We start from the raw sequence: 20,689 nt of genomic DNA, 5'->3' as shown, positions 1-20,689 counted from the left end.
CGTATAAGTTGGAGGTAGCATGTTCTCAATCGGTCAACACGTCATTCATCCGGGTCAGGGAGTCTGCACCGTCGTCGGTTTTAGGGACGACACACCGCAGCCCATGCTACTGCTCGAGACCAAGCAGGGACATGCGCAGACGATCCTCATGTACCCCGTGGCGCAGGCCGACCGTTTGCACGCCGCCATCTCGCAGCAAGATGCCGAGCACCTGCTGAGCCACTATGACGAGCTGGAGTGCGACACCTTTACCGAGCGCAACAGCTCGCTTGAGGAGACGCACTTTAAGCAGCAGCTCAAGCTGGGTGCGCCCGAGACGGTCCGCGTGGCAAAGACCATGATGCACCGCATTCGCCAGGCCGAGGAAGCTGATAAAAAACCCAGCTCCTACTACATGCGCGTACTCAAGGAGGCCAAACGCCGCTCCATCGAGGAGTTCGCCGTGGCCCTTGGTGTCACCGAGGAGGCCGCCGAAGCCCGCCTAGCCCAAGCCGCCCTCAACTAACCCATCCGCGCCAAAAACCACCACAAAGGGAACAGGCACCTTTGTGGTGGTTTTCTTGTTCTAGTAGTATTCATTCTTATCGATACCCACGAGCACAAGGAGTCTCTTATGGCAGAGCCGCTTACCGCCGGAATCACCCGCGACCGCGCGTTCGAACTGCTCAATGAGCACAACAAGGACCCGTTCCATATCACCCATGGCGAGACGGTCGAGGGCACTATGCGCTACTTTGCGCGCGAGTTCGACCCCGAGAACGAGGAGTTTTGGGGCATCGTCGGTCTGCTGCACGACCTGGATTGGGAGGAGCATGAGGACGACCCCATGAACCACACCATCTATGCTGCCAAGATTCTTAAGGATGAAGGTGCGTCTCCCGAGCTCATTCGCGCCATCCAGACGCACACGTCGGACTTCAATACCTCGCTGCCCAAGCCCGAGCTGCAGATGGAAAAGATCCTGTTTGCCTGCGATGAGCTCACCGGCCTGATCGGCGCTGCAGTCATCATGCGCCCGAGCAAGAGCGTTATGGACTTTACGACCAAGTCGCTCAAGAAGAAGTTCAAGGACAAGCGCTTTGCCGCCGGCTGCTCGCGCGACGTGATTTCGCAGGGCGCCGAGATGCTGGGCTGGGAGCTTCCTGAGCTCTTCGACCGCACCATCGCAGCCATGCAGTCCTTCGCCCCCGACCACGATACCTTCCAGGCCTAACCGCCCGCGCCACTTAAAACCACCACAAAGGGGAAAGGCACCTTTGTGGTGGTTTTTGTTTGCGCGGACGCTAGGGGCGGACCTGGCCGGTGCCTCGAAGCTTGTATTTGTAGGTGGTGAGGGCCTCGGCGGCAAAGGGGCCGCGGGCGTGGAGCTTTTGGGTCGAGATGCCGATCTCGGCGCCCAGGCCAAACTCGCCGCCGTCGGTAAAGCGCGTGCTGGCGTTGGCATATACGGCCGAGGCATCGACCGCATCCAAGAAGCGCTCGCAGGCGTCCACGTCCTCGGAAATGATGGCCTCGGAATGCATGGTACCGTAGCGGTTGATGTGCGCGATGGCCTCGTCCTCGTTTGCCACGACCTTCACGCTCATCTCGAGCGCCAGGTACTCGCGACCCCAGTCCTCCTCAGTCGCGGCGACGTAGTCATCGCCCTCTACAAAGCCGGCGTCGGCGCACGCGGCGCACGTGGCCTCGTCGCCGTGAATGAGCACGCCGTGGTCGTGCAGCACGGCAACGACCGCAGGCAAAAACGCATCGGCCACAGCACGGTCGACCAGCAGCGACTCGGCGGCATTGCACACGCCTACGCGCTGGGTCTTGGCATTAACGATAATGTTGAGCGCCTTATCAAAGTCGGCGGATTCATGCACGTAGATGTGGCAGTTGCCCGTGCCCGTCTCGATCACCGGCACAAGCGACTCGCGCACGCAGCGCTGGATCAGGCCTGCACCGCCGCGCGGAATGAGTACGTCGACAATGCCGCGGAGCTTCATGAGCTCGCCAGTGGCCTCGCGGTCGGTGGACTCGATCATCGACACGGCCTCGCGCGGGAAGCCCTTGGCCTCGAGCGCATCGGCCAGCAGCTCGGCAATCATGGCACACGAGTGATAGGCCAGCGAGCCGCCGCGCAGAATGCAGGCGTTGCCGGTGCGGATGCAGATGCCCGCGGCATCGGCCGTCACGTTGGGGCGCGCCTCATACACTATGGCGACCAGACCCAGTGGCACACTCACGCGGGTCAGGTCCACGCCGCTTGCGAGTATACGGTGGTCGAGCACGCGGCCCACGGGATCGGGCAGCTCGGCGAGCTTTCCCAGGCCGGCGGCCATGCCCTCGACGCGCTCGGGCGTCAGCAGCAGGCGATCGAGCAGTCCGGCCGAGGTACCCGCATCGCGCGCAGCGGACATATCGAGCTCGTTGGCGGCGACGATGGAGTCGACACCGTTGCGCAGTGCTGCGGCCATGGCGCGCACGGCCTCCTGGCGCTGCTCATCGCTCGCCGTGGCAAGCGAGGCCGACGCTGCCTTGGCGGCAACGGCAAGATCGTGGACATACGTGGCTATATCGACCGACATGGGCGGCCCTTTCTCCTAGAAGTTTGCAACCATGGTAGCCGATTTGCGCATGGCCTCGCCCGCGGCGGTAGAATTGGTCAACCCGAAACACCGCAACGAACGGAAGTCTCACATGGCCCTCATCACTTCGTACCACGTCCCCGGCCTTTACGTCGAGGACCACAGCATCGACGTCCCCCTTGACTGGCGCGGCCTGGAGCCGATGCTCCTGGCCGTCGGCAGCACCATGCGCCGCGGCGCTATGCCGGCACCCATCGCCGGCGCGCCCGAGAGCATCAAGCTCTTCTACCGCGTGGTTTGCGCGCCCGACCGCATCAACGACGATCTGCCACTGCTCCTGTTTTTGCAGGGCGGCCCCGGCGGCGAGAGCCCGCGTCCGCTGACGCCCACAAGCGACGGCTGGATCGAGGAGGCCGTCAAGCACTTCCGCGTGGTCCTTCCCGACCAGCGCGGCACCGGACGCAGCAGCTGCGTGGACGGGCGCACGATTGCCGCCTTGGGCGATCGCGCCGAGGCAGCAGGCGCCAATGCGGCCCGCTCGCAGGCGGACTACCTCAAGCGCCACCTCGCCAGCTCCATCGTGCGCGATTTTGAGTACCTGCGCCTAGTGGGCTTTGGAGGCAAGCCGTGGGTCACGCTCGGCCAAAGCTACGGCGGTTTTTTGACGCTGAGCTACCTGTCGCTCTTCCCCGAGGGCGTGGCGGCGAGCTTTACCTGCGGCGGAATCCCCCACGTGCCGGCGAGCGCAAGCGAGGTCTACGCGCACACCTTCCCGCGCATGGCCGCCAAGACGCAGCAGTATTATGACCGCTACCCCGCTGACGTCGAGCGCGTGGCAGCCCTGGCCGATGCGCTCGAAGCCCAGAAGCCCGTGCTGCCCGACGGCTCGCCGATGACAGTCGAGCGCCTACAGCTCATGGGCAGCGACTTTGGCATGAAGCCGAGCTTTGAACGCATGCATTGGATTATCGATCACGCTTTTGTTGATGGCGACGGCACGCTGACCTGCGACGCCTCGGTATCTGACAGCTTTTTGATGCGCGCCTTCGAGCGCACCAACACGCGCACGAATCCGCTGTACTGGACGCTGCAGGAGTTCATATACGCCGACGGTGACACTATGCCCATTGGCTGGGCCGCGGCTGAAGAGAAGGCTCACCGCACCGAGTTCGACACCCTCGCGCGCCCGCTCATGTTTACCGGCGAGGCCATGTTCCCGTGGATGTTCGAGCAGATGCCCGAGCTCAAGCCCTTCAAGCCCGCCATGGACCTGCTGATGGAAGACACCAGCTGGGACAAGATCTACGACCCGCAGCGCCTGGCCTACAACGAAGTGCCGCTCCAGGCCGCGGTGTATTTCGACGACATGTACGTGGATTCGGGCCTGCAGCTCGATACGCTCAGCCGCGTGGGCAACTCGCATGCCTGGGTGACCAACGAGTTCGAGCACGACGGTCTGCACGGCAGTGTGGTGTTCAAGCACCTCTTCGACGAAGCACTCAACCGCGGAGACCTGCGCCGGATCTTCTAACAAAGGAGTGTCCCCACCTGCCGGCACAAAAGGAACGTCCCCAAGTGCCGAACAAGTGCCGGCAACGACAATGCCGCAGGTAGAGGACGGAAAGCGAAAACGCCCCTAAGCGAGCAAGGTGACGTGAAAGAGGAGGGCATTGACCTTTTGGTCATGCCCGACGATTGAACGTCAGATTGCCGCTTAGGGGCGTTTGCAGCGTCAATTGGTTATGCAAATACGATCAAATTATCCCTGTGTATCGCCGGCTTCTCGGCCAGGTCTGCCAGCAGGCGGTTGCTGGCAATCTGGTCTTGGCGGCGACCGGCAGCAAGTTCCAGCACGTCCGAATCGGCCTCGGCGATACCGCGGGCGACGACCATACCGCTCGGATCGCACACATCGAGCACATCGCCCTCGGCAAACTGGCCATCGACCTCGCGAATACCCACCGCAAGCAAGGAAGAGCCACGGCTGACCAGCGCCTTCGCGGCGCCGTCATCAACCGTCACCGACCCATGTGCCTTGTCACCCAGCGCGATCCACAGCTTGCGGGGTGCGATGTCCAGACGCTCCGCCGGCGGATCGAACAGCGTGCCCACGCTCTCGCCGCGGGCGAGGCGCACGAGCGCATCGGGCTCCTCGCCCGAGCAAATCACGCTCTGAATGCCCGCCGTCATCAGGATGCGGCTCGCGCGAATCTTGGTAATCATGCCGCCCGTGCCCACCGATGTGGAAGAATCGCCCGCCGAGGCAATAATCTTGGCATCGATCTTATGCACGACAGGAACAAACTCGGCCGTGGGGTCCTCATGCGGATTGGCAGTATAGAGGCCATCGATGTCCGAGAGCGTCACGCACAGATCGGCAGAAACCAGGCAGCTCACAAGCGCCGCCAGTGTGTCGTTGTCGCCAAACTTAATCTCATCGACGGTAACGGTATCGTTCTCGTTGACGACCGGCACCACGCCAAGCTCCACGAGGCGCAGCAGGGCGTCGCGCGCGTGCAGGTAAGACGTGCGGCGGGCCGTATCGTGGCGCGTGAGCAGCACGAGCGAGGTGAGCAGGTCGCGCGCATGGAACTCCTCGTCGTAGGCCGACGAGATGATGCACTGACCAGCCGAGGCGCAAGCCTGCAGGCTCGGCAGGTCGCCGACCGGCTTGCGGTCGAAGCCCAGCACGGGATAGCCACAGGCGATAGCGCCCGAGCTCACCACGACCAGACGCCAGCCGAGCTTGTGCAGCGCTGCGGCCTGATCGGCAAGCCCGCCGATAAAGGAGCGGTTGACCTTGCCGTCAGTGCCCACAACCGTGGACGAACCGATCTTTACCACCATCGTTTTATAAGAAGTCGTCATACGTCAAACCAATCAACTGTTCAGCGAACGGCCGAGCTGGCGGCCAAGGGAGCGTGACTCGCCCCTACCACCCAAGAAATTAGTGAGCCCAGGGAAAGGCAGAAGCCGCGGCCATGTTCTTGCGCACGAGCTCGTCGCGCACCTGAGCCAGGCCCTGCTCCATGCCCACCACATAGGTCTGCGGGTACAGGAAGCGCTTGAAAGCTGCGTCCAGATGATTGAGCGCCCAAGCACAGCGCTCGCGCGCGTCCTGGATGCTCTCACGCGGAGCCACCGCACTGCCATCGCGCACGATCGGCACCAGCAGCTCGCGATACTCAAGTTCGGACACGTCGGTCACCAGGGCGGCATCATTCACGGCCACGAGGGTATTGCCGCGCGCGGCGCCCTCCCCCGCCAGATGGTCCTCGTCGTAGATCATGTCGCAGACCGGGCCGCCAAAGCCGTCGTAATAACGGCGCACGCGTTGCACACCCGGGATCGTGCGCTTGTAGGGCTGCTCGGAGAGCTTGACCACCGGCGTCCATGGATCTGCCTCGCTCGCACGGCGGGCGGAAAGCTTGTACACGCCGCCCAGCGCCGGCTGGTCATAGCAGGTCGCAAGCTTGGTACCCACGCCAAAGCTGTCGATGGGCGCGCCCTGGTCGAGCAGCGACTGAATCGTGTACTCATCCAGATCGTTAGAAACCGAGATCCCCACATAGGGCAGGCCCTCGGCATCAAAACGGCCGCGAACATACTTGGAGAGCTTGGCGAGGTCGCCGGAGTCAATGCGAATGGCCGACAAGCGCTCGCCCACCGCTTCCATCTCCTTGGCAACCGTAATGGCATGTTCACAGCCCTCGCGCACGTCATAGGTGTCGATGAGCAGCGTGCAGTTCTTGGGGCTCGATTTGGCAAAGGCACGGAAGGCCTCGAGCTCGGAATCGAAGCTCATCACCCAGCTGTGAGCATGCGTGCCAAAGACGGGAATACCGTAGCGGCGGCCGGCGAGCACATTGGACGTAGAGGAGCAGCCGGCAACGTAGCTCGCGCGCGCAACGGCCAGGCCGCCATCGGGACCCTGGGCTCGGCGCAGGCCAAACTCCGCCACGGGGCGACCGTCGGCGGCGAGCACCACGCGCGCCGTCTTGGTGGCGACAAGCGTCTGGAACCCGACGATGTTGAGCAGCGCCGTCTCGAGCAGCTGGCACTCCAGCGCGGGGCCGGTGACGCGCACCATGGGCTCGCGCGGAAAGACGAGCTCGCCCTCGGGCACGGCGTCGATGTTTACATGCGCACGAAAATCGCGCAGGTAGTCGAGGAATCCAGACTTGAACATCGCACCGCCAGCAGGGGCCTGGAGCGAGGCGAGGTAGTCGATGTCCTCGGGCGTAAAGCGCAGATTCTCGACCAGCTCGGGCAGCTCGGCGGTGCCGCACATGACGGCATAGGCGCTGCCAAAGGGATGGTCGCGGTAAAACGCGGTAAAACAACCCTGCTCATTGGCCTTGCCGCTCTCCCACAGGCCCTGGGCCATAGTGAGCTCGTACAGATCGGTGAGCATTGCAATGTCGGTGGGATGCGAGATGTCGGTCAAAGCCATGGGGCGACCTTTCGGATGTGTGGTGCAGAATTTGAGGGTTGGACGAGAGCAGAGCATGCGGACATGACGCCCGATGCGAGTCGGTTAGAGCAGGCCCATGCTGGTCAGGATCGTGTAGCCCATAAAGATGACAAACGCGATGAGGGCAAGGACAATGATGATTTTTTGAGCCGGCGCCATGCCAGGGATCTCGTTCTCGCCCATAGGCTCCTTGGAGGTAACCATGCGCTGGGCAAAGGTCATCTCGTCACGGCTCGGCTTGGGCTCGACGGACTTGGGACGGGCGGCCTTTTTAGGCTGAGGTTTGGGCGCGGCAGGTGCAGGCTTCGCAGCAGCGGGCTTGGGTGCGGGCGCGGGCGCCGATGCGGATGCGGCGTTCGCGGCGGCCTCCTCGGCCTTCGCACGCTCGGCACGCAGGGCAGCCAGCTCCTCACGCTCGCGACGGGCCTCTTCCCGAGCCTCGCGGCGGGCCTTCTCAGCGCGGAGCTCTTCCAACTCGGCGCGCTCCTCGTCGGACAATGGTTGGGACTCAAGCTCGGCCATGATATAGCCCTTTCTTTTAAAAAAAGCCGCCGACACAATGTCAGCGGCTTATCAAATCCGTGGGTGGAGACGAAGGGAGTCGAACCCTCGGCCTCTGCCATGCGACGGCAGCGCTCTCCCAACTGAGCTACGTCCCCAGGACAAGTCGATATTTTACCTACGGCTCGCCAACTGTCAACGCCCAATAACCAGTCTTTTTGGGACGCGGCTATTTTGACAACTTTTCGAACAGGCGATCCTCTCGATGATTTTTTAATCCCCGTCCCAGAAAAATCATCAGCGTGCGCTCTACTTTGCGCTGGTGAGGACGCCGGTGGTGTCGAAGGCGGGGGTGAAGCTCTCGTCTACCGCGCCGCCCTCTTGCCAGAACATTGTCGTAAAGCCCAGGTCGTCGGCATGGTCGAGCACCTGCTCGTACTCCTCGCGCGTCACGGCGCGCGCCAACTCGCCGCCCTGCTCGCGCATGAGCGCATTGGGCGTGTACTGGTTCATGACCGAGATCGGCACGTCGCCCACCGTCTGCCACACCAGGTCTAACACGCGGCACGAGTCATCCGCATGCCCCGGCAGCACCAGGTGGCGCACGATGATGCCGCGCTTCATGAGCCCGTCGTCATCCACCAGCTCTCCCCCGCGGCGATCGATCTCGCGCGCCATCTGGGCCAGACCCGACACGGCCACACGCGGGTAATCCTTTATATGGGAGAGCGACTGCGCAAGCGCCGCATCGGCATATTTAAAGTCGGTAAGCCACACATCGATCAGGTCGCCCAGCGCGGCCACGGCACTCGCGCGCTCGTAACCACTCGTGTTGTAGACGATCGGGATAACCAGTCCGCGCGCCCGTGCCGCGGCAATCACGGCAGGCAACAGGTGCGCATAGTGCGTCGCCGTCACCAAATTGATGTTGTTGGCACCCTGGTCCTGCAGCTCCAGCATAATCTCGACCAGACGCTCAGGCGAAATCTCAAGGCCAAAATTGCCGGTCGAGATCTCGTGGTTCTGGCAGTAGATACATTTAAGCGAGCAACCGCTAAAGAAGATCGTGCCCGAACCGGCCTCGCCCGAGATAGGCGGCTCCTCCCACATATGAAGCGCGGCGCGGGCCACCTTGAGCGTGTCGTTAGCACCGCAGACGCCGTGCGCGCCCTCATCGCGCGCCGCACCGCAACGGCGCGGACACAAATGGCAGGCGGGCGAAAAAAGTTCGGTCAACGACGTCGGCATAAAAACATGCTCCAAAACAACGATTCAGCAGCTCAAACGTAAAGGGCCAGACCGCGTAGACGGCTCCGTCCCTAAGGCGCCGTAATCGTCCGACACGATTTTTGTAATGTCAAGACTGGAATCGATAAAGTGCCGCTTTATGATGTAGGTATTCCGCCCCCCGCGGAGCAACTGGGTGAACCGTCGCGTTTATTTAGGGAGCCCACACAGTCGTACCTAGTACAGGTATCCTTCGTTGTTAAGGACGCTGGAACAGTCGATGAGGGCACCCACCTGTTTTAGGTGGGTTCATTTTCGTAACGTGGGGGGTGGTTTTCTTTTGCCGAAAATCACCATACAGTCCATATGGATCCCCGCCGGCATCCCGACAAGCCATCGACAACATTCCAATATCTGGTAAGCGCGTGATTATCGCTGCGTGCAATTCCATGCACCCCCCTTGGTCGAGTATCATGGTTCGGCTATGCCCTTTGCGCATGGCGTTCTTCTGACCTTTTCCTTCGACGCTTGGCGGTTTTTAGATTCATGGCTTCATCCCCGAGCTACATACCGTACCTATGCGTGGCAGCGGCGGCCTTTATCACGACCTTCCTCACGGTACCCCTGGTCAAGCGCCTGGCAATCAAGCTCGACGCCGTCGACTATCCTTCTAAGCGCCGCATCAACACCAAGCCCATCCCGCGTTTGGGCGGAACGGCGGTGTTTTTGGGCCTGGTCGTCGCCTGCACTGTGCAAATCCTAGGCACCTGGTACCTGGGTTGGCCGCCCGTTTTGGTGCCCCACCCCCGTCTGCACATCAGCTACCCCATACTTGCGCTTTCTTTTACCGTTATCTTTGCGACCGGCGCTATCGACGACGTCTTCCAGCTCACGCCCAAGCAAAAGCTGGCCGGACAGGTCCTCGCCGCGCTTATCGCCTGCATGGGCGGCCTGCGGATCGGCGTCATCGTCAACCCGTTTGCCCCCGGCGAGATCATGCTCGGATGGCTCGCCTACCCCATCACCGTAATCTATCTGGTGGCATTCACCAACATCATTAACCTCATCGACGGCCTCGACGGCTTGGCCACGGGCATCTGCGGCATCGCGTCGTTCACCATGTTTTCGATGGCCGTTCTCTCGGGCCGCATCGACGCCGCCGCGCTCTCCATTGCGCTCTTTGGCGCCTGTCTGGCCTTTTTGCGCTACAACTTCAACCCCGCAAGCATCTTCTTGGGCGACTCGGGGTCGCTGCTTCTGGGCTTTGCGCTGGGCTCCATCTCGCTGCTCAACGTGAGCCGCACCGCCGCACTCACCTCGCTTATCATCCCGCTCATCGTTGCCGGCGTGCCCATCATCGACACGTTTAGCGCCATTGTGCGCCGCAAGCGCGCCCACATTAGCATCGGGCAGGCCGACAAGGGCCACATCCACCACCGCCTGATCCAAGAAGGCTACAACCAAAAACAGGCCGTGCTGCTCATCTATGCCTGGTGCATCATGCTTTCGGCCGGCGCCGCCGCGATTAACCAGGTCGAGGTGCCCATGCGCGTGCTCATCTTTACCGTGCTCGCCATTGGCTCGGCGGCCTTTGCCAAGCATCTACATCTGTTTGAGCCCGTGCTGCGCCACCATTACAACAAGCGCACGCACGAGGACGAGCTCGTCACCCCCGACGACCCCGCTTTTAAGCAGGAGGAGCAAGCAGCCGAGGAACGTAAAGAAGAGCGCCACCACAAGCTCTAGGATAAGCTGCCGAGGATGTGCCCAGACACCGTTGGCCAAGCGCAGCCGCGCCGCACCCATCGCACAAGCCACCCCTCTCCCGCCCCTCGCCTACTTACGCCCCGCCCCTCCAATAAACGCGTTATCATCTTGACCCATGAACATACGTTAGGAGCAATCATGCCAAACGAGAACAGCTACGAAGTCGCGCTGCAAAAGAGCAACGCCATTCGCGAGGGCCTGGCCAAGACGCCCGAGAAGTTCACCATGCTTACCGGCGACCGCCCCACCGGCCGTCTGCACCTGGGTCACTACTTTGGCACCCTCAAGGGCCGCGTGGAGCTGCAGAACATGGGCGCCAGGACCAACGTACTCATCGCCGACTACCAGGTCATCACCGACCGCGACACCACCGAGCACATCCAGGACAACGTGTACAACATGGTCATGGACTACCTTGCCTGCGGTATCGACCCCGACAAGACCATGATCTACGCGCACTCCGCCGTGCCCGCCGCCAACCAGCTCATGCTGCCGTTCCTGTCGCTGGTGTCCGAGGCCGAGCTGGCGCGCAACCCCACGGTCAAGGCCGAGATGGAGGCCTCGGGCCACGAGCTCACCGGCCTTCTGCTCACCTACCCGGTGCACCAGGCCTGCGACATCCTGTTCTGCAAGGGCAATGTGGTGCCCGTCGGCCGCGACCAGCTGCCGCACATCGAGCTCACCCGTACCATCGCCCGCCGCTTTAACAACCGCTACGGCAAGGTATTTCCCGAGGTCGAGGCGCTGCTGTCCGAGACCCCGCTGCTGCCCGGCCTTGACGGTCGCAAGATGAGCAAGAGCTACGGCAACGCCATCAATATTTCGATGACCGCCGAGGAAACGGCCAAGCGCATCAAGAAGAGCCAGACCGACTCCGAGCGCATGATCACGTTCGACCCCGAGAACCGCCCCGGTGTGTCCGGCCTGCTTTCGACGGCTGCCATCTGCACCGGTCGCTCCGAGGTCGAGATTGCCGAGGAGATTGGCATGGGCGGCTCCGGCCAGCTCAAGAAGTACGTGACCGAGGCCGTCAACGAGTACTTCGCACCTATCCGCGAGCGTCGCCAGCGCTACGAGAACGATCTGGACTATGTGAAGGACGTCCTGCATGAGGGCAACCGTCGCGCCAACGAGATCGCCGAGCAGACCCTGGCCGAGGTTCAGGACGCCATGGGTATGGTGTACTAGGCCGATCTGCTGGCTTGAGCTTTCGATTGCTTTAGGGCGGGCGCTACGGCGTCCGCCTTTTTTGGAGCCGGACCGCTTCGGCTCCGTCCATCGCACCCCCTCGACAAACAGGAACAGGCCCGCCGGCAGCTAGTTGCCAGCGGGCCTGTTCCCGAAGTACACCGTTGAATCGCACAGAGGGGAGGAATGCGAATCAAACTCAACAGGGCAGGCTTTTTCATCGCCTATTGCCTGCTCCGTTGCTGAAACCAATATAGTTCACCGTGGTTTACTTTCTGACGGCAAAGTACGCCACCACACCTTCTCCATAAGTTAGCTCTGGTAAACCTACAGCGTAAAACCACCACAAAGGGGACAGGCACCTTTGTGGTGGTTTTGGCCACGGCAGAGCTGTTAGAGTCCGGCAGGCCAGCGACAGGCGGCCAAGTCGACGTGCATGGGATCGGTAAACGTCACGCCCTCCCCCATTAAGAGCTCACGCTGGGCATCGGGGCCGCCAAAGGCAAAGCCCTCACAGATACGGCCGTCGGCAAACACCACGCGATGACAGGGAATTTGGCCGGGGCGCGGGTTGCTGTGCAGCGCATAGCCCACATAGCGCGCGCTCCGCGGACGACCGGCAAGCAGCGCCACCTGACCGTAGGTGGCAACCATCCCCTCGGGAATCTGCTCGACCACCTCATACACCCGCTCAAAAAAGCCCTCAGACGCCATCGCATGCTCCTTTCAACCGAAACAAGCATAAACCACCAAAAAGGTGCCTGTCCCCTTTGTGGTGGTTTTGACCGGAAAGCTAGTTGGCGGGGCGGAAGAAAGCTACGGCTACGGCGCCGGGGCCCACGTGGGTGCCGATGGTGGCGCCAATGGTGTGGATGGGCAGCTCGTTCTCGGTGTGTCCAGCCCACAGTGCCGCGCTGTCCTCGATATACTTCTTGAGCACGGCGTCCGAAAGGCCCGTATAGCCCAGCGCCAGCGGCATGGAAAAGTCGACGCCGCCCGCTTTTTCGACCTTCTGGTTGAGCAGGTTACGGCCGTTCTTGGAACCGCGCGCCTTGCCCAGCTGCACGATCAGGCCGTCCTCGGCGGCCACCACGGGCTTAACGTTGAGCAGCGTGCCCACAGCGCCCGCAGCAGCAGACAGGCGACCGCCACGCACCAAGTACTCCAGCGTCTCGAGCAGGCCGATGACGACCACACGGTCGCGCACGGCCTCGACGGCCGCCGCGATCTGGGCCGCGCTACGGCCCTCGTCCACCAAGCGCAGCGCATACTCGACCAGCACGCGCTCGCCCAGGGTGACGTTGTTGCTATCTACCACGAACACGTCGCCGCCCGGCGCCTCGGCAAGTGCGGTACGGGCACTCTGATTGGTGCCCGAAAGCTTGGCGCCAACGGTAATAATCACTGCCTCGTCGCCGGCCTCACGCGCCTCGGCAATCGCCTGCGAAAACGCGTACGGGTTGACCTGGCCGGTCTTGGGCAGCTCATCGCGCTCCACGAGCATCTCGTAAAAGCGCTGGTGATCGATGTCGACGCCATCCATGTACACATCGGTGCCAAAGGTGACGGACAGCGGCAGAACACGCAGAGCGGGGTGCTCAGCCGGCGACATATCGCTCGCGGAATCGGTAATAATACGAATGGACATAGCGAATCCTTTCTTGCGCGGACCTCTCGCAGGGAATTTTGACAGCAAGCCCCGGCACGGCATACGCGCTCAAACGGGACTATGCAGTTGTTAATTGGAAGCAAATGCCTTGGCGGCCTTAGATCTCGCGCAGGGTGTTGAGAATCGTGCGTAGCGACGCATACATCTGCTCGCGCTGCTCCACACCCATAGCCTTACCGGTGGTATCGAGCACCTCGCGAATGATGCGGTCCGCCTCGCTCATACTCTCGCCGCCCAGAGCGGTCAGGCGCACCGGAGCACGATACTTAACGGCGGCATCGCCCGAATCATCGACCTCGACGTAGCCGCCCTCCTCCAGATGCGCGAGCGTGCGCGAGACGGCGGCGCGGGTCACGCCTGCCATGCGAGCGAGGTCGGCGCCAGTCAGGCCGTCCTTGCTGCGCTCAAGATAGTACAGGCACATAACGTCGGAGCCCTTGAGGCCCAGCCTTGCGCCCTCGGATGTCTTAATGCGCTGGATCTCCTTGTAGAGTCCGCTGATCAGTCCGACAAAGTCCTCGAAACGTGTCTCGTCGTTCTGCTGCATGGGAGACGACCGCCTTTCGCTTGCATAATGCTAACGGGTAAACATCTTAACCGTACTTATCGGCCGCCAGCCCTGCGCACCCTATTTGTTAACCCATCAACATAAAAACCACCACAAAGGGGACAGGCACCTTTGTGGTGGTTTGGGGCATCAATAGGTTCTAGGCGCCGCTACAGCTCCACGCAAGGATTGTCGCGGGTCACAAGCGTCTTAATGACAACCGTCGCTCCCAGATAGCGCTCAAGCAGCTCGGCTAAGCGATCGATCGCAGCCTGGCAATCCCCCATCCGCTCGGGCTCCACACACTCAATCGCCAGGAACGCATCGGCCGAATCATCGGACAGCGCCGTTCGAACGCCGTCGCGCCAGTTCCAGCAGCGGCACACAGCGCCCGCATCGTCGATGTAGGCGAGCTCGCCGGGCAGCGTCGGATCGTCCGCCTCCTCGCCAAGCGGCAAGAACGCATCGCCACCGTCGGTCACCTTCAGGCGAAGGTCCCCCTCGATCGCATGCAGATCCTCGCCTCCCACGGGCAGCGCATAGGTCAGCGATACCGTGTTGTAAATATCCACCGCGGGCGTAATGTGGCCCGCCGGCTTGCCTTTGAGCACGCGTTTGAGCAAGTTCTCGATCGAGCAGCGCGCGCCTTTCTTGGTCTTGAACAGACGATAGGCCTCGCGCCATGCCTTGACCGGTGCGTTCTCGCTGATAGTGTCGCTGGTCAGATGACGCTCCGCATCGATATTGGCGCGGTCGAGCAACGCCGCAATCGCATCCACGTCCTCTTGAGGAATCTGGGCCGTGGGCTTCATGCCCTCCACGACCACAACACCGACCGCTGCCTGCGGAAACAGCTCCCAGAATGAATCCTCGGCAATAAAGCTCTTCATACGCTCTCCCTTCATTGTGCGCGCCCGAGTGAGGGCGCCTAAACAAAAAGCGCCCTTACAACGGCCACCTTCAAAGTCCTACGGTGCCGTCACAAGAACGCTTGCGCTGTCCCCATCCGGAGAAGGGGACGATATGTCAGGCGTATTGTAACCCGAGTCATCCACGCGAGCAAAACCACCACAAAGGTGCCTGTCCCCTTTGTGGTGGATATGGACTCACGGCGAAGCTAGTGGCGAAGTCCCAGCAGCCCGCGGCCGCGATGACGGGCGTCGGCGTGTACTTGAACGTGCGGGCCGGCGGCTTTGACGGACTCGGGCAGGTGCGAGTACTTCTTCTCGAAGTTCTCCTCGAACATCACCGCCAGGTTGTGCGCGGCCTCGTCATAGCGCGCGGTGCTCTGCCAGTATTGGCACGGCACCAGGATGCCATCGGGCACGCCGTGGCACGTCGTGGGAATGTCGACGTTAAAGATGTCGTCGTGCACGAACTCGCTGTCCTCGATGGTGCCGTCGAGGGCGCGCGCGACCAGCGAGCGCGTGTAGGCAAGCTCGATGCGATGGCCCACGCCGTAGCCGCCGCCGATCCAGCCGGTGTTGACCAGGTACACGCGCGTGCGACCGTCGGCAATGCGCTCGCCAAGCATCTTGGCGTAAACCATGGGGTCGAGCGGCATAAACGGCTCGCCGAACAGCGAAGAGAACGTGGGCGTGGGCTCGGTGACGCCGACCTCGGTGCCGGGAATCTTAGCCGTAAAGCCCGTCACAAAGTGGTACATGGCGGCGTCGGCCGTCAGGCGCGAGATGGGCGGCAGCACGCCAAAAGCGTCGCAAGTCAGGAACAGCACGACACTCGGAGTGGTGCCCATGCCCTTAGTCCACGCGTTAGGAATGTGCTCCACGGGATAGGCCACGCGCGTGTTGTGCGTGATCGAGATGTCATCGTAGTTGGGCTTGCGGTTCTCGTCGAGCACCACGTTTTCGCAAATGGCGCCAAAACGGACGGCGTTGAAGATCTCGGGCTCGTGGAAGGCGTCCAGGCCCTCGCATTTTGCGTAGCAGCCACCCTCGATGTTGAAGATACCCATGTCGGACCAACCGTGCTCGTCGTCGCCGATCAGCAGGCGCGTGGGATTGGCCGAAAGCGTGGTCTTGCCGGTGCCGGACAGGCCAAAGAACACGGCGGTCTCGTGCGTGACGGGATCCATGCTGGCCGAGCAGTGCATGGGCAACACGTCGTCCTCGACGGGCAGTAGGTAGTTCATGACGCTAAAGATCGACTTTTTAATCTCGCCGGAGTAGCCGGTGCCGGCGACCAGAATCACGCGTTCCTGGAAGTTGATGACCACGGCGGCGCTGGAGTTGAGGCCCTTGATGGCGGGGTCGCACTGGTAACCGGGCGCTGCGAGCACGCAGAAGTCGGGTTCGCCGGTGCGCGCGATTTCGCGGGCAAGCGGGCGGGCGAGCATCTGCTTAATAAAGAGTGCCTGGCTGGCACGCTCGCAGGCAACGAGCAGGCGACGCGTGTGGTTGCGGTCGGCGCCTGCCATGCCGCGGGTGACGAACACGTCGCGCTCGTTGAGATAGTCGACGATGCCGGCCTTGATGGCCTCATAGCTCTCGACGGACAGCGGGCGGTTGACCGCGCCCCAGGCAATCTTGTCGTGGACATCGGGGGTGTCAACGATAAAGCGGTCGTTGGGCGAACGGCCAGTGCGCTCCCCTGTCTCGATCACCAGCGCGCCATTGGATGCCATGCGGCCTTCTTCGCGGCGGATAGCGTGTTCGACGAGCTCCGCGGCGGGTAGATCGACCAGCAGACGGGGCTGATTCTCGGCGGGATCTTCAACGAGCGTAATACCAAAGTTGGACAAAACTTCTGCAGGGGTAACACCAGGCATGGGGCCTCCTTTAAAAACGCGACACATGGACGCGGCGCGCACTTTACTCACGTAAAGCCCGTTGTACCCGATATGCAAAAACGTTTTTGCGGCAAGGACGGCAAGCCCGCCCAACGGTCAAAAATCGCAGGCAAGCGGCCTAGTCATTGGGGACGTTTTTAAACAACTAGTCATTGGGGACACTCTTGAACAGGCAACATTCAAGGAATGTCCCCGGATGCCGGCACTTAGGGACGTTCCCAAAGTGCCGGCACATAAGGAACGTCCCTAAGTGCCGACTACAGCGGCAGGCCTTGGCCGAGCATGGCTATGGCGCTCATCAGGACCAGCATGCCGGCAGCGTAGGGCAGCACGGCGCCCAGGAGTTCGGCATCCTTACCGCGCACGTGCACGGCGGCAAGACCAATGGCGAGGGTCTGCGGCGAGATCATCTTACCAGCGGCGACGCCCAGGGCGTTCAATGCGACCATCCAGTAGTCGCTCACACCCAGCGCAGTGGCGGCCTGGCTCTGAATGGGACCAAACAGCATGCCCGAGGACGTGCCCGAGCCGGTCACGAACGCACCGACTGCGCCGATCCACGGAGCCAGAATCGGGTAGAGACCGCCGGCGACCGCAATGCAAAACGCACTGATCGACGAAATCATGCCGGCATAGCCCATCACCTTGGCGCAGCCCAGTACCGAAAGCATCGTGATCACCGTCGGCGTCATCTGCTTCACAGTCGCGGCCAGCACCTCGCCCATCATGCGCGGCGAAGCGCCCTGAATGGCACCGCCGACAAACGCGGCCAGGAAGATCCAAACACCCGGCGTGTTAATCCACGAAAACGTAAGCGTACCAGGGTTCTCGCCGCAATACACCTGCACGTGGCTTGCAAAGGGCGCAAGCGCGGCATGCACGGCGGGCACCAGGTTGGACGTACCCAGCAGCAGTACAAAAATCAGAATGAAGCACGACCAGGCCGAAAGCGCCGATTTAACGGTGAGCTGTTCGCCGGCCTCGATATTCATATGGAAGCGTGCGTCCAGATGCCCCGACTTCTCGGCACGCATGGCAAGCGCAGCTGTCAGCGCGAGCGAAACGATGGATCCTACGACCACGGCCAGCTCGGGGCCCACAAACATGGCAACGACCAGAGCCGCGCCGACAAACGACACGCCGGAGAGCAACGCCACGCCGGCAACACCGTGCAGACGCTCGCCCACACTCGCGGCATTGCCCTGGTCATCGGCAACACGGCCCGCAACCAGCACAATAAATAGCGGCATCACCACAAAGAACGGTGCGAGCTGCACCAGCTGAACGGTCGCTAGGTGAAGGGAATCCAAACCCACCAGGTCGGCAACGGACACTGTGGGGATGCCGATGGAGCCGTAGGGCGTGGGCACGCCGTTGGCCAGCAGGCAGATGAGCACGGCAGGCACGGCCTCAAAGCCCAGGCCCGCGAGCATGCCGGCGGGAATGGCGACAGCGGTACCGAAGCCGGCCATGCCCTCCATAAAGCCACCGAAGCACCAAGCCACGAGCAGCGCCAGCAGACGGCGGTCGCTGCTGATGGAGGTGATCATGCTGCCGATCACGTCCATGGCGCCCGTACGAACGCACAGGTTATACGTGAACACCGCGGCGATGATCACCAGGACGATGGGCCACAGAGCCATCAAAAAACCTTCGAGCGAGGCGGTCGCGATCTGCGCTGCCGGCAGGCGCCACCATGCGAAGGCAAGCAAGCACGAAAGGACAAACGATCCGATAGCGGCCTTCCAAGCTGGCCATTTAAAGCACAGCAGCATCACGACCAGCCAAATAATCGGCACAAGAGCCAGTAAGAATGCGGCGACGTCCATAGGTGGAAGCTCCTTGGTACCGCGTGGGCGGCATCGGGGGTGTCACAAAACTTCAACAGGATACCGCACGTTTACCGACAAATTACAGCCGCCCGCCGAAATTATTGAACAATCCGTTCAAAAACACGAGCGAACACCGTCGCGTCTATACTAAAGCGCAGCAATAGAAAGGACTCCGCTTTGAGCATCACGCCCCTCGATAGCATTCGCCGCGCCATCGCCCGCCGCAACGGCACCTCCAACCCCGCTGCATCGAAGGACGGCGCCGCGAAGGCCCAGGGCGGCCGCATCGAGAACGGCCTCTTCCCTGCCTCCCACACGGCCGAAGAGCTCGCGCGCATCCAGGAGCTGAGCCAGCGCAACGCCGGCGGACCCGATAGCAGCCAAGCCACACGTCGCCGGCGCGAACGCGATCGGGAGCCCGGCCCCGTCCACCGCATGGTCAACGCTTGGTGGAACCGTCTGCTCGGCGCCGTCTACGGCGGCGGCTTCTCCATGCAGGAAGCGGAATACGAGGAGCACGCCACCAGCCGCGACTATCTTTGGAACACCCTCGGCACCGCCGTGTGGGGCCTGGCGTTTCCGTTGCTCACCATCGTGTCTACGCAGCTCGTGGGCGCCGAAGAAGCAGGCAAATTCTCCATCGCCTTTGTCACCGGCACGCTCATCATGATCGCGTGCAACTACGGCGTGCGCAATTTCCAGGTCTCAGACATCGACGAAAAGACGTCCTTTGCCTCCTACCAGCTCAACCGCTGGCTTTGTGGAGCGCTCGCCCTAGGCTGCGGCCTCATGTACAGCAGCGCCCGCGGCTATGATGCGCAGATGGCGACGATCGGCCTGGGCGTCTACCTCTACAAGGTGATCGACGGCGTCGCCGACGTGTACGAAGGCCGCCTGCAGCAGGCCGACAAGCTCTACCTGGCCGGCATGAGCCAAACGCTACGCTCCGTCGGCGTCATCGCGGTCTTTAGCGTGGCGCTGTTCCTCACGCACAGCATGCCCATCGCGGCCATGGTCATGGGTGTCACCGCCATCGCCTCGCTCGTGCTGGTCACCGCGCCGCTTGCCCTGCTCGAGACCGAAAAATCGCGCCGCGTGAGCCTGCGCGAGGTCGGCCACCTATTTGTCCAGTGCGCCCCGCTCTTTGGTGCACTGTTCCTGTTCAACCTAATTGAGAGCATGCCCAAGTTTGTGATGGAAGGCACGCTGGCATACAAATATCAGCTGTACTTTAATGCCCTGTTCTTTCCGGCGCAAGCTATTTTGCTGAGCATTGGATTTATCTATAAACCGCAGCTCCTGCGCTTGTCGAGCATTTGGGCTAATCCTCGCAAGCGTCGTCGCTTTGACCTGATTATTGTTGCCGTTATGGCGCTGATCGTAGTCATCACCGGCGTGTGCGCCGCATTTATGGCAGGTCCCGGTATTCCCCTCATGAGCTTTATGTACGGCCTCAGCTTTGAACGCTACCGTACGCTGGCGCTGCTGATGGTCGTCGCCGGCGGCGTCACCGCGGCCATCGACTTTATCTACGCCATCATCACGGTGCTGCGCCACGCTAGAGACGTCACCAAGATCTACCTGATCTGCTTCGCCGTAAGCGTGGTGCTGCCGGTGATCCTGATTAAGCTGCTGGGTCTGATGGGCGCTGTGGTGAGCTACCTAGCCATCATGGCCCTACTCCTGGTGCTGCTGATAATCGAGTACGCCAACATCCGCCAACGCATCGAACGCGACCGCAACCCATACGGCGCCTAATTAGCTGCCCGGTCACCGGAATTTGCGATGGAATCACCCCGTCTGGGGTCTCGTTGCGGACAATATTCATCACGCAAAACTAAGTGAGTAGACTTTTACCGAATCTCCGACCACACCGACAGAGCACAAGTCTGTGACCTGCGGTTTTATTGAGGCAAATATGTTGGGTGCTCGGCATTTCCAAAAAAGTCTACTCACTTAGCCAGCGGGCAGCCAAATGATTATTTAATCCCCATTACAGTTTGAGTCGTCCGAAAGGGCGGCTCTTTTCCGTTGCACGGCTATACGATTGAGCCGTACCGGTGGTCGCTGGCCGACCGCCCCGGACGGCCGTCAGCCCCTGCCCC

General features: G+C 61.7%; 17 protein-coding genes and 1 tRNA gene. 6 read left to right on the top strand and 12 right to left on the bottom strand.

Annotated features, from left to right (window positions below):
* Positions 1 to 19: 19 nt before the first annotated feature.
* Together NBH09_RS07445 and NBH09_RS07440 are read left to right on the top strand one after the other, a co-directional pair.
* Positions 20 to 505 (top strand): CarD family transcriptional regulator, encoded by a 486-nt coding sequence (locus NBH09_RS07445; protein WP_006235480.1) that lies wholly within the window; start codon positions 20 to 22, stop codon positions 503 to 505.
* Between the two features lie 108 nt (positions 506 to 613).
* A complete protein-coding gene (locus tag NBH09_RS07440; protein WP_006235479.1) occupies positions 614 to 1,213 on the top strand; it encodes an HD domain-containing protein in 600 nt (199 codons plus the stop codon).
* Positions 1,214 to 1,283: 70 nt separating this feature from the next.
* On the opposite strand, the gene NBH09_RS07435 is transcribed toward NBH09_RS07440, so the two are convergent.
* Complete coding sequence (locus tag NBH09_RS07435; protein ID WP_250787580.1) at positions 1,284 to 2,570, bottom strand: glutamate-5-semialdehyde dehydrogenase; 1,287 nt, start codon at positions 2,568 to 2,570, stop codon at positions 1,284 to 1,286.
* 112 nt (positions 2,571 to 2,682) lie between these two features.
* Here NBH09_RS07435 and NBH09_RS07430 point away from each other — a divergent pair, with 112 nt between their 5' ends.
* Positions 2,683 to 4,101 (top strand): alpha/beta fold hydrolase, encoded by a 1,419-nt coding sequence (locus NBH09_RS07430; RefSeq protein WP_040359379.1) that lies wholly within the window; start codon positions 2,683 to 2,685, stop codon positions 4,099 to 4,101.
* A 209-nt stretch (positions 4,102 to 4,310) separates the two neighbouring features.
* Here NBH09_RS07430 and proB read toward each other — a convergent pair whose 3' ends face one another.
* From proB to NBH09_RS07405, 5 genes are all read right to left on the bottom strand, one after another.
* Positions 4,311 to 5,438, bottom strand: coding sequence for a glutamate 5-kinase (gene proB / locus NBH09_RS07425; protein WP_250787579.1), 1,128 nt, complete (start codon positions 5,436 to 5,438; stop codon positions 4,311 to 4,313).
* Positions 5,439 to 5,517: 79 nt separating this feature from the next.
* A complete protein-coding gene (locus NBH09_RS07420; protein WP_161115867.1) occupies positions 5,518 to 7,023 on the bottom strand; it encodes a nicotinate phosphoribosyltransferase in 1,506 nt (501 codons plus the stop codon).
* 84 nt (positions 7,024 to 7,107) lie between these two features.
* The gene (locus NBH09_RS07415) at positions 7,108 to 7,566 is read right to left on the bottom strand and encodes a hypothetical protein (protein ID WP_006235473.1); all 459 of its coding nucleotides are present in this window, start codon (positions 7,564 to 7,566) and stop codon (positions 7,108 to 7,110) included.
* Between the two features lie 64 nt (positions 7,567 to 7,630).
* Positions 7,631 to 7,703 (bottom strand) — tRNA-Ala (locus NBH09_RS07410).
* A 151-nt stretch (positions 7,704 to 7,854) separates the two neighbouring features.
* A complete protein-coding gene (locus tag NBH09_RS07405; protein WP_161115866.1) occupies positions 7,855 to 8,793 on the bottom strand; it encodes a radical SAM protein in 939 nt (312 codons plus the stop codon).
* A gap of 525 nt (positions 8,794 to 9,318) precedes the next feature.
* On the opposite strand from NBH09_RS07405, the gene NBH09_RS07400 reads away from it, so the two are divergent.
* Together NBH09_RS07400 and trpS are read left to right on the top strand one after the other, a co-directional pair.
* The gene (locus NBH09_RS07400) at positions 9,319 to 10,518 is read left to right on the top strand and encodes an MraY family glycosyltransferase (RefSeq protein WP_022094798.1); all 1,200 of its coding nucleotides are present in this window, start codon (positions 9,319 to 9,321) and stop codon (positions 10,516 to 10,518) included.
* A 159-nt stretch (positions 10,519 to 10,677) separates the two neighbouring features.
* A complete protein-coding gene (trpS, locus tag NBH09_RS07395) occupies positions 10,678 to 11,727 on the top strand; it encodes a tryptophan--tRNA ligase (RefSeq protein ID WP_138112823.1) in 1,050 nt (349 codons plus the stop codon).
* 393 nt (positions 11,728 to 12,120) lie between these two features.
* Here the strand turns inward: trpS and NBH09_RS07390 are convergent, their stop codons facing one another.
* The 6 genes from NBH09_RS07390 to NBH09_RS07365 all read right to left on the bottom strand — a co-directional run bounded on the left by NBH09_RS07390 (position 12,121) and on the right by NBH09_RS07365 (position 18,581).
* Positions 12,121 to 12,441: an MGMT family protein gene (locus NBH09_RS07390; protein WP_161115864.1), complete on the bottom strand. Its 321-nt coding sequence runs from the start codon at positions 12,439 to 12,441 to the stop codon at positions 12,121 to 12,123.
* A 79-nt stretch (positions 12,442 to 12,520) separates the two neighbouring features.
* Positions 12,521 to 13,375, bottom strand: coding sequence for a DegV family protein (locus NBH09_RS07385; protein WP_161115863.1), 855 nt, complete (start codon positions 13,373 to 13,375; stop codon positions 12,521 to 12,523).
* A 118-nt stretch (positions 13,376 to 13,493) separates the two neighbouring features.
* Positions 13,494 to 13,943, bottom strand: coding sequence for a MarR family winged helix-turn-helix transcriptional regulator (locus NBH09_RS07380; protein ID WP_022093866.1), 450 nt, complete (start codon positions 13,941 to 13,943; stop codon positions 13,494 to 13,496).
* Positions 13,944 to 14,113: 170 nt separating this feature from the next.
* A complete protein-coding gene (locus tag NBH09_RS07375; RefSeq protein ID WP_250787578.1) occupies positions 14,114 to 14,833 on the bottom strand; it encodes a B3/B4 domain-containing protein in 720 nt (239 codons plus the stop codon).
* A gap of 227 nt (positions 14,834 to 15,060) precedes the next feature.
* Positions 15,061 to 16,731: a phosphoenolpyruvate carboxykinase (ATP) gene (gene pckA, locus NBH09_RS07370; RefSeq protein WP_250787577.1), complete on the bottom strand. Its 1,671-nt coding sequence runs from the start codon at positions 16,729 to 16,731 to the stop codon at positions 15,061 to 15,063.
* A 278-nt stretch (positions 16,732 to 17,009) separates the two neighbouring features.
* Complete coding sequence (locus NBH09_RS07365; protein WP_250787576.1) at positions 17,010 to 18,581, bottom strand: L-lactate permease; 1,572 nt, start codon at positions 18,579 to 18,581, stop codon at positions 17,010 to 17,012.
* A 180-nt stretch (positions 18,582 to 18,761) separates the two neighbouring features.
* Here NBH09_RS07365 and NBH09_RS07360 point away from each other — a divergent pair, with 180 nt between their 5' ends.
* The gene (locus tag NBH09_RS07360; RefSeq protein ID WP_350446088.1) at positions 18,762 to 20,342 is read left to right on the top strand and encodes a lipopolysaccharide biosynthesis protein; all 1,581 of its coding nucleotides are present in this window, start codon (positions 18,762 to 18,764) and stop codon (positions 20,340 to 20,342) included.
* Positions 20,343 to 20,689 lie beyond the last annotated feature (347 nt).

The sequence above is a fragment of the Collinsella sp. BG-O-102 genome (genome assembly GCF_023656745.1).
Classification (GTDB): Bacteria; Actinomycetota; Coriobacteriia; order Coriobacteriales; family Coriobacteriaceae; genus Collinsella.
The sequence above is the reverse complement of the archived record's forward strand: the minus strand, read 5'-3'. Positions and strand labels throughout refer to the sequence as shown.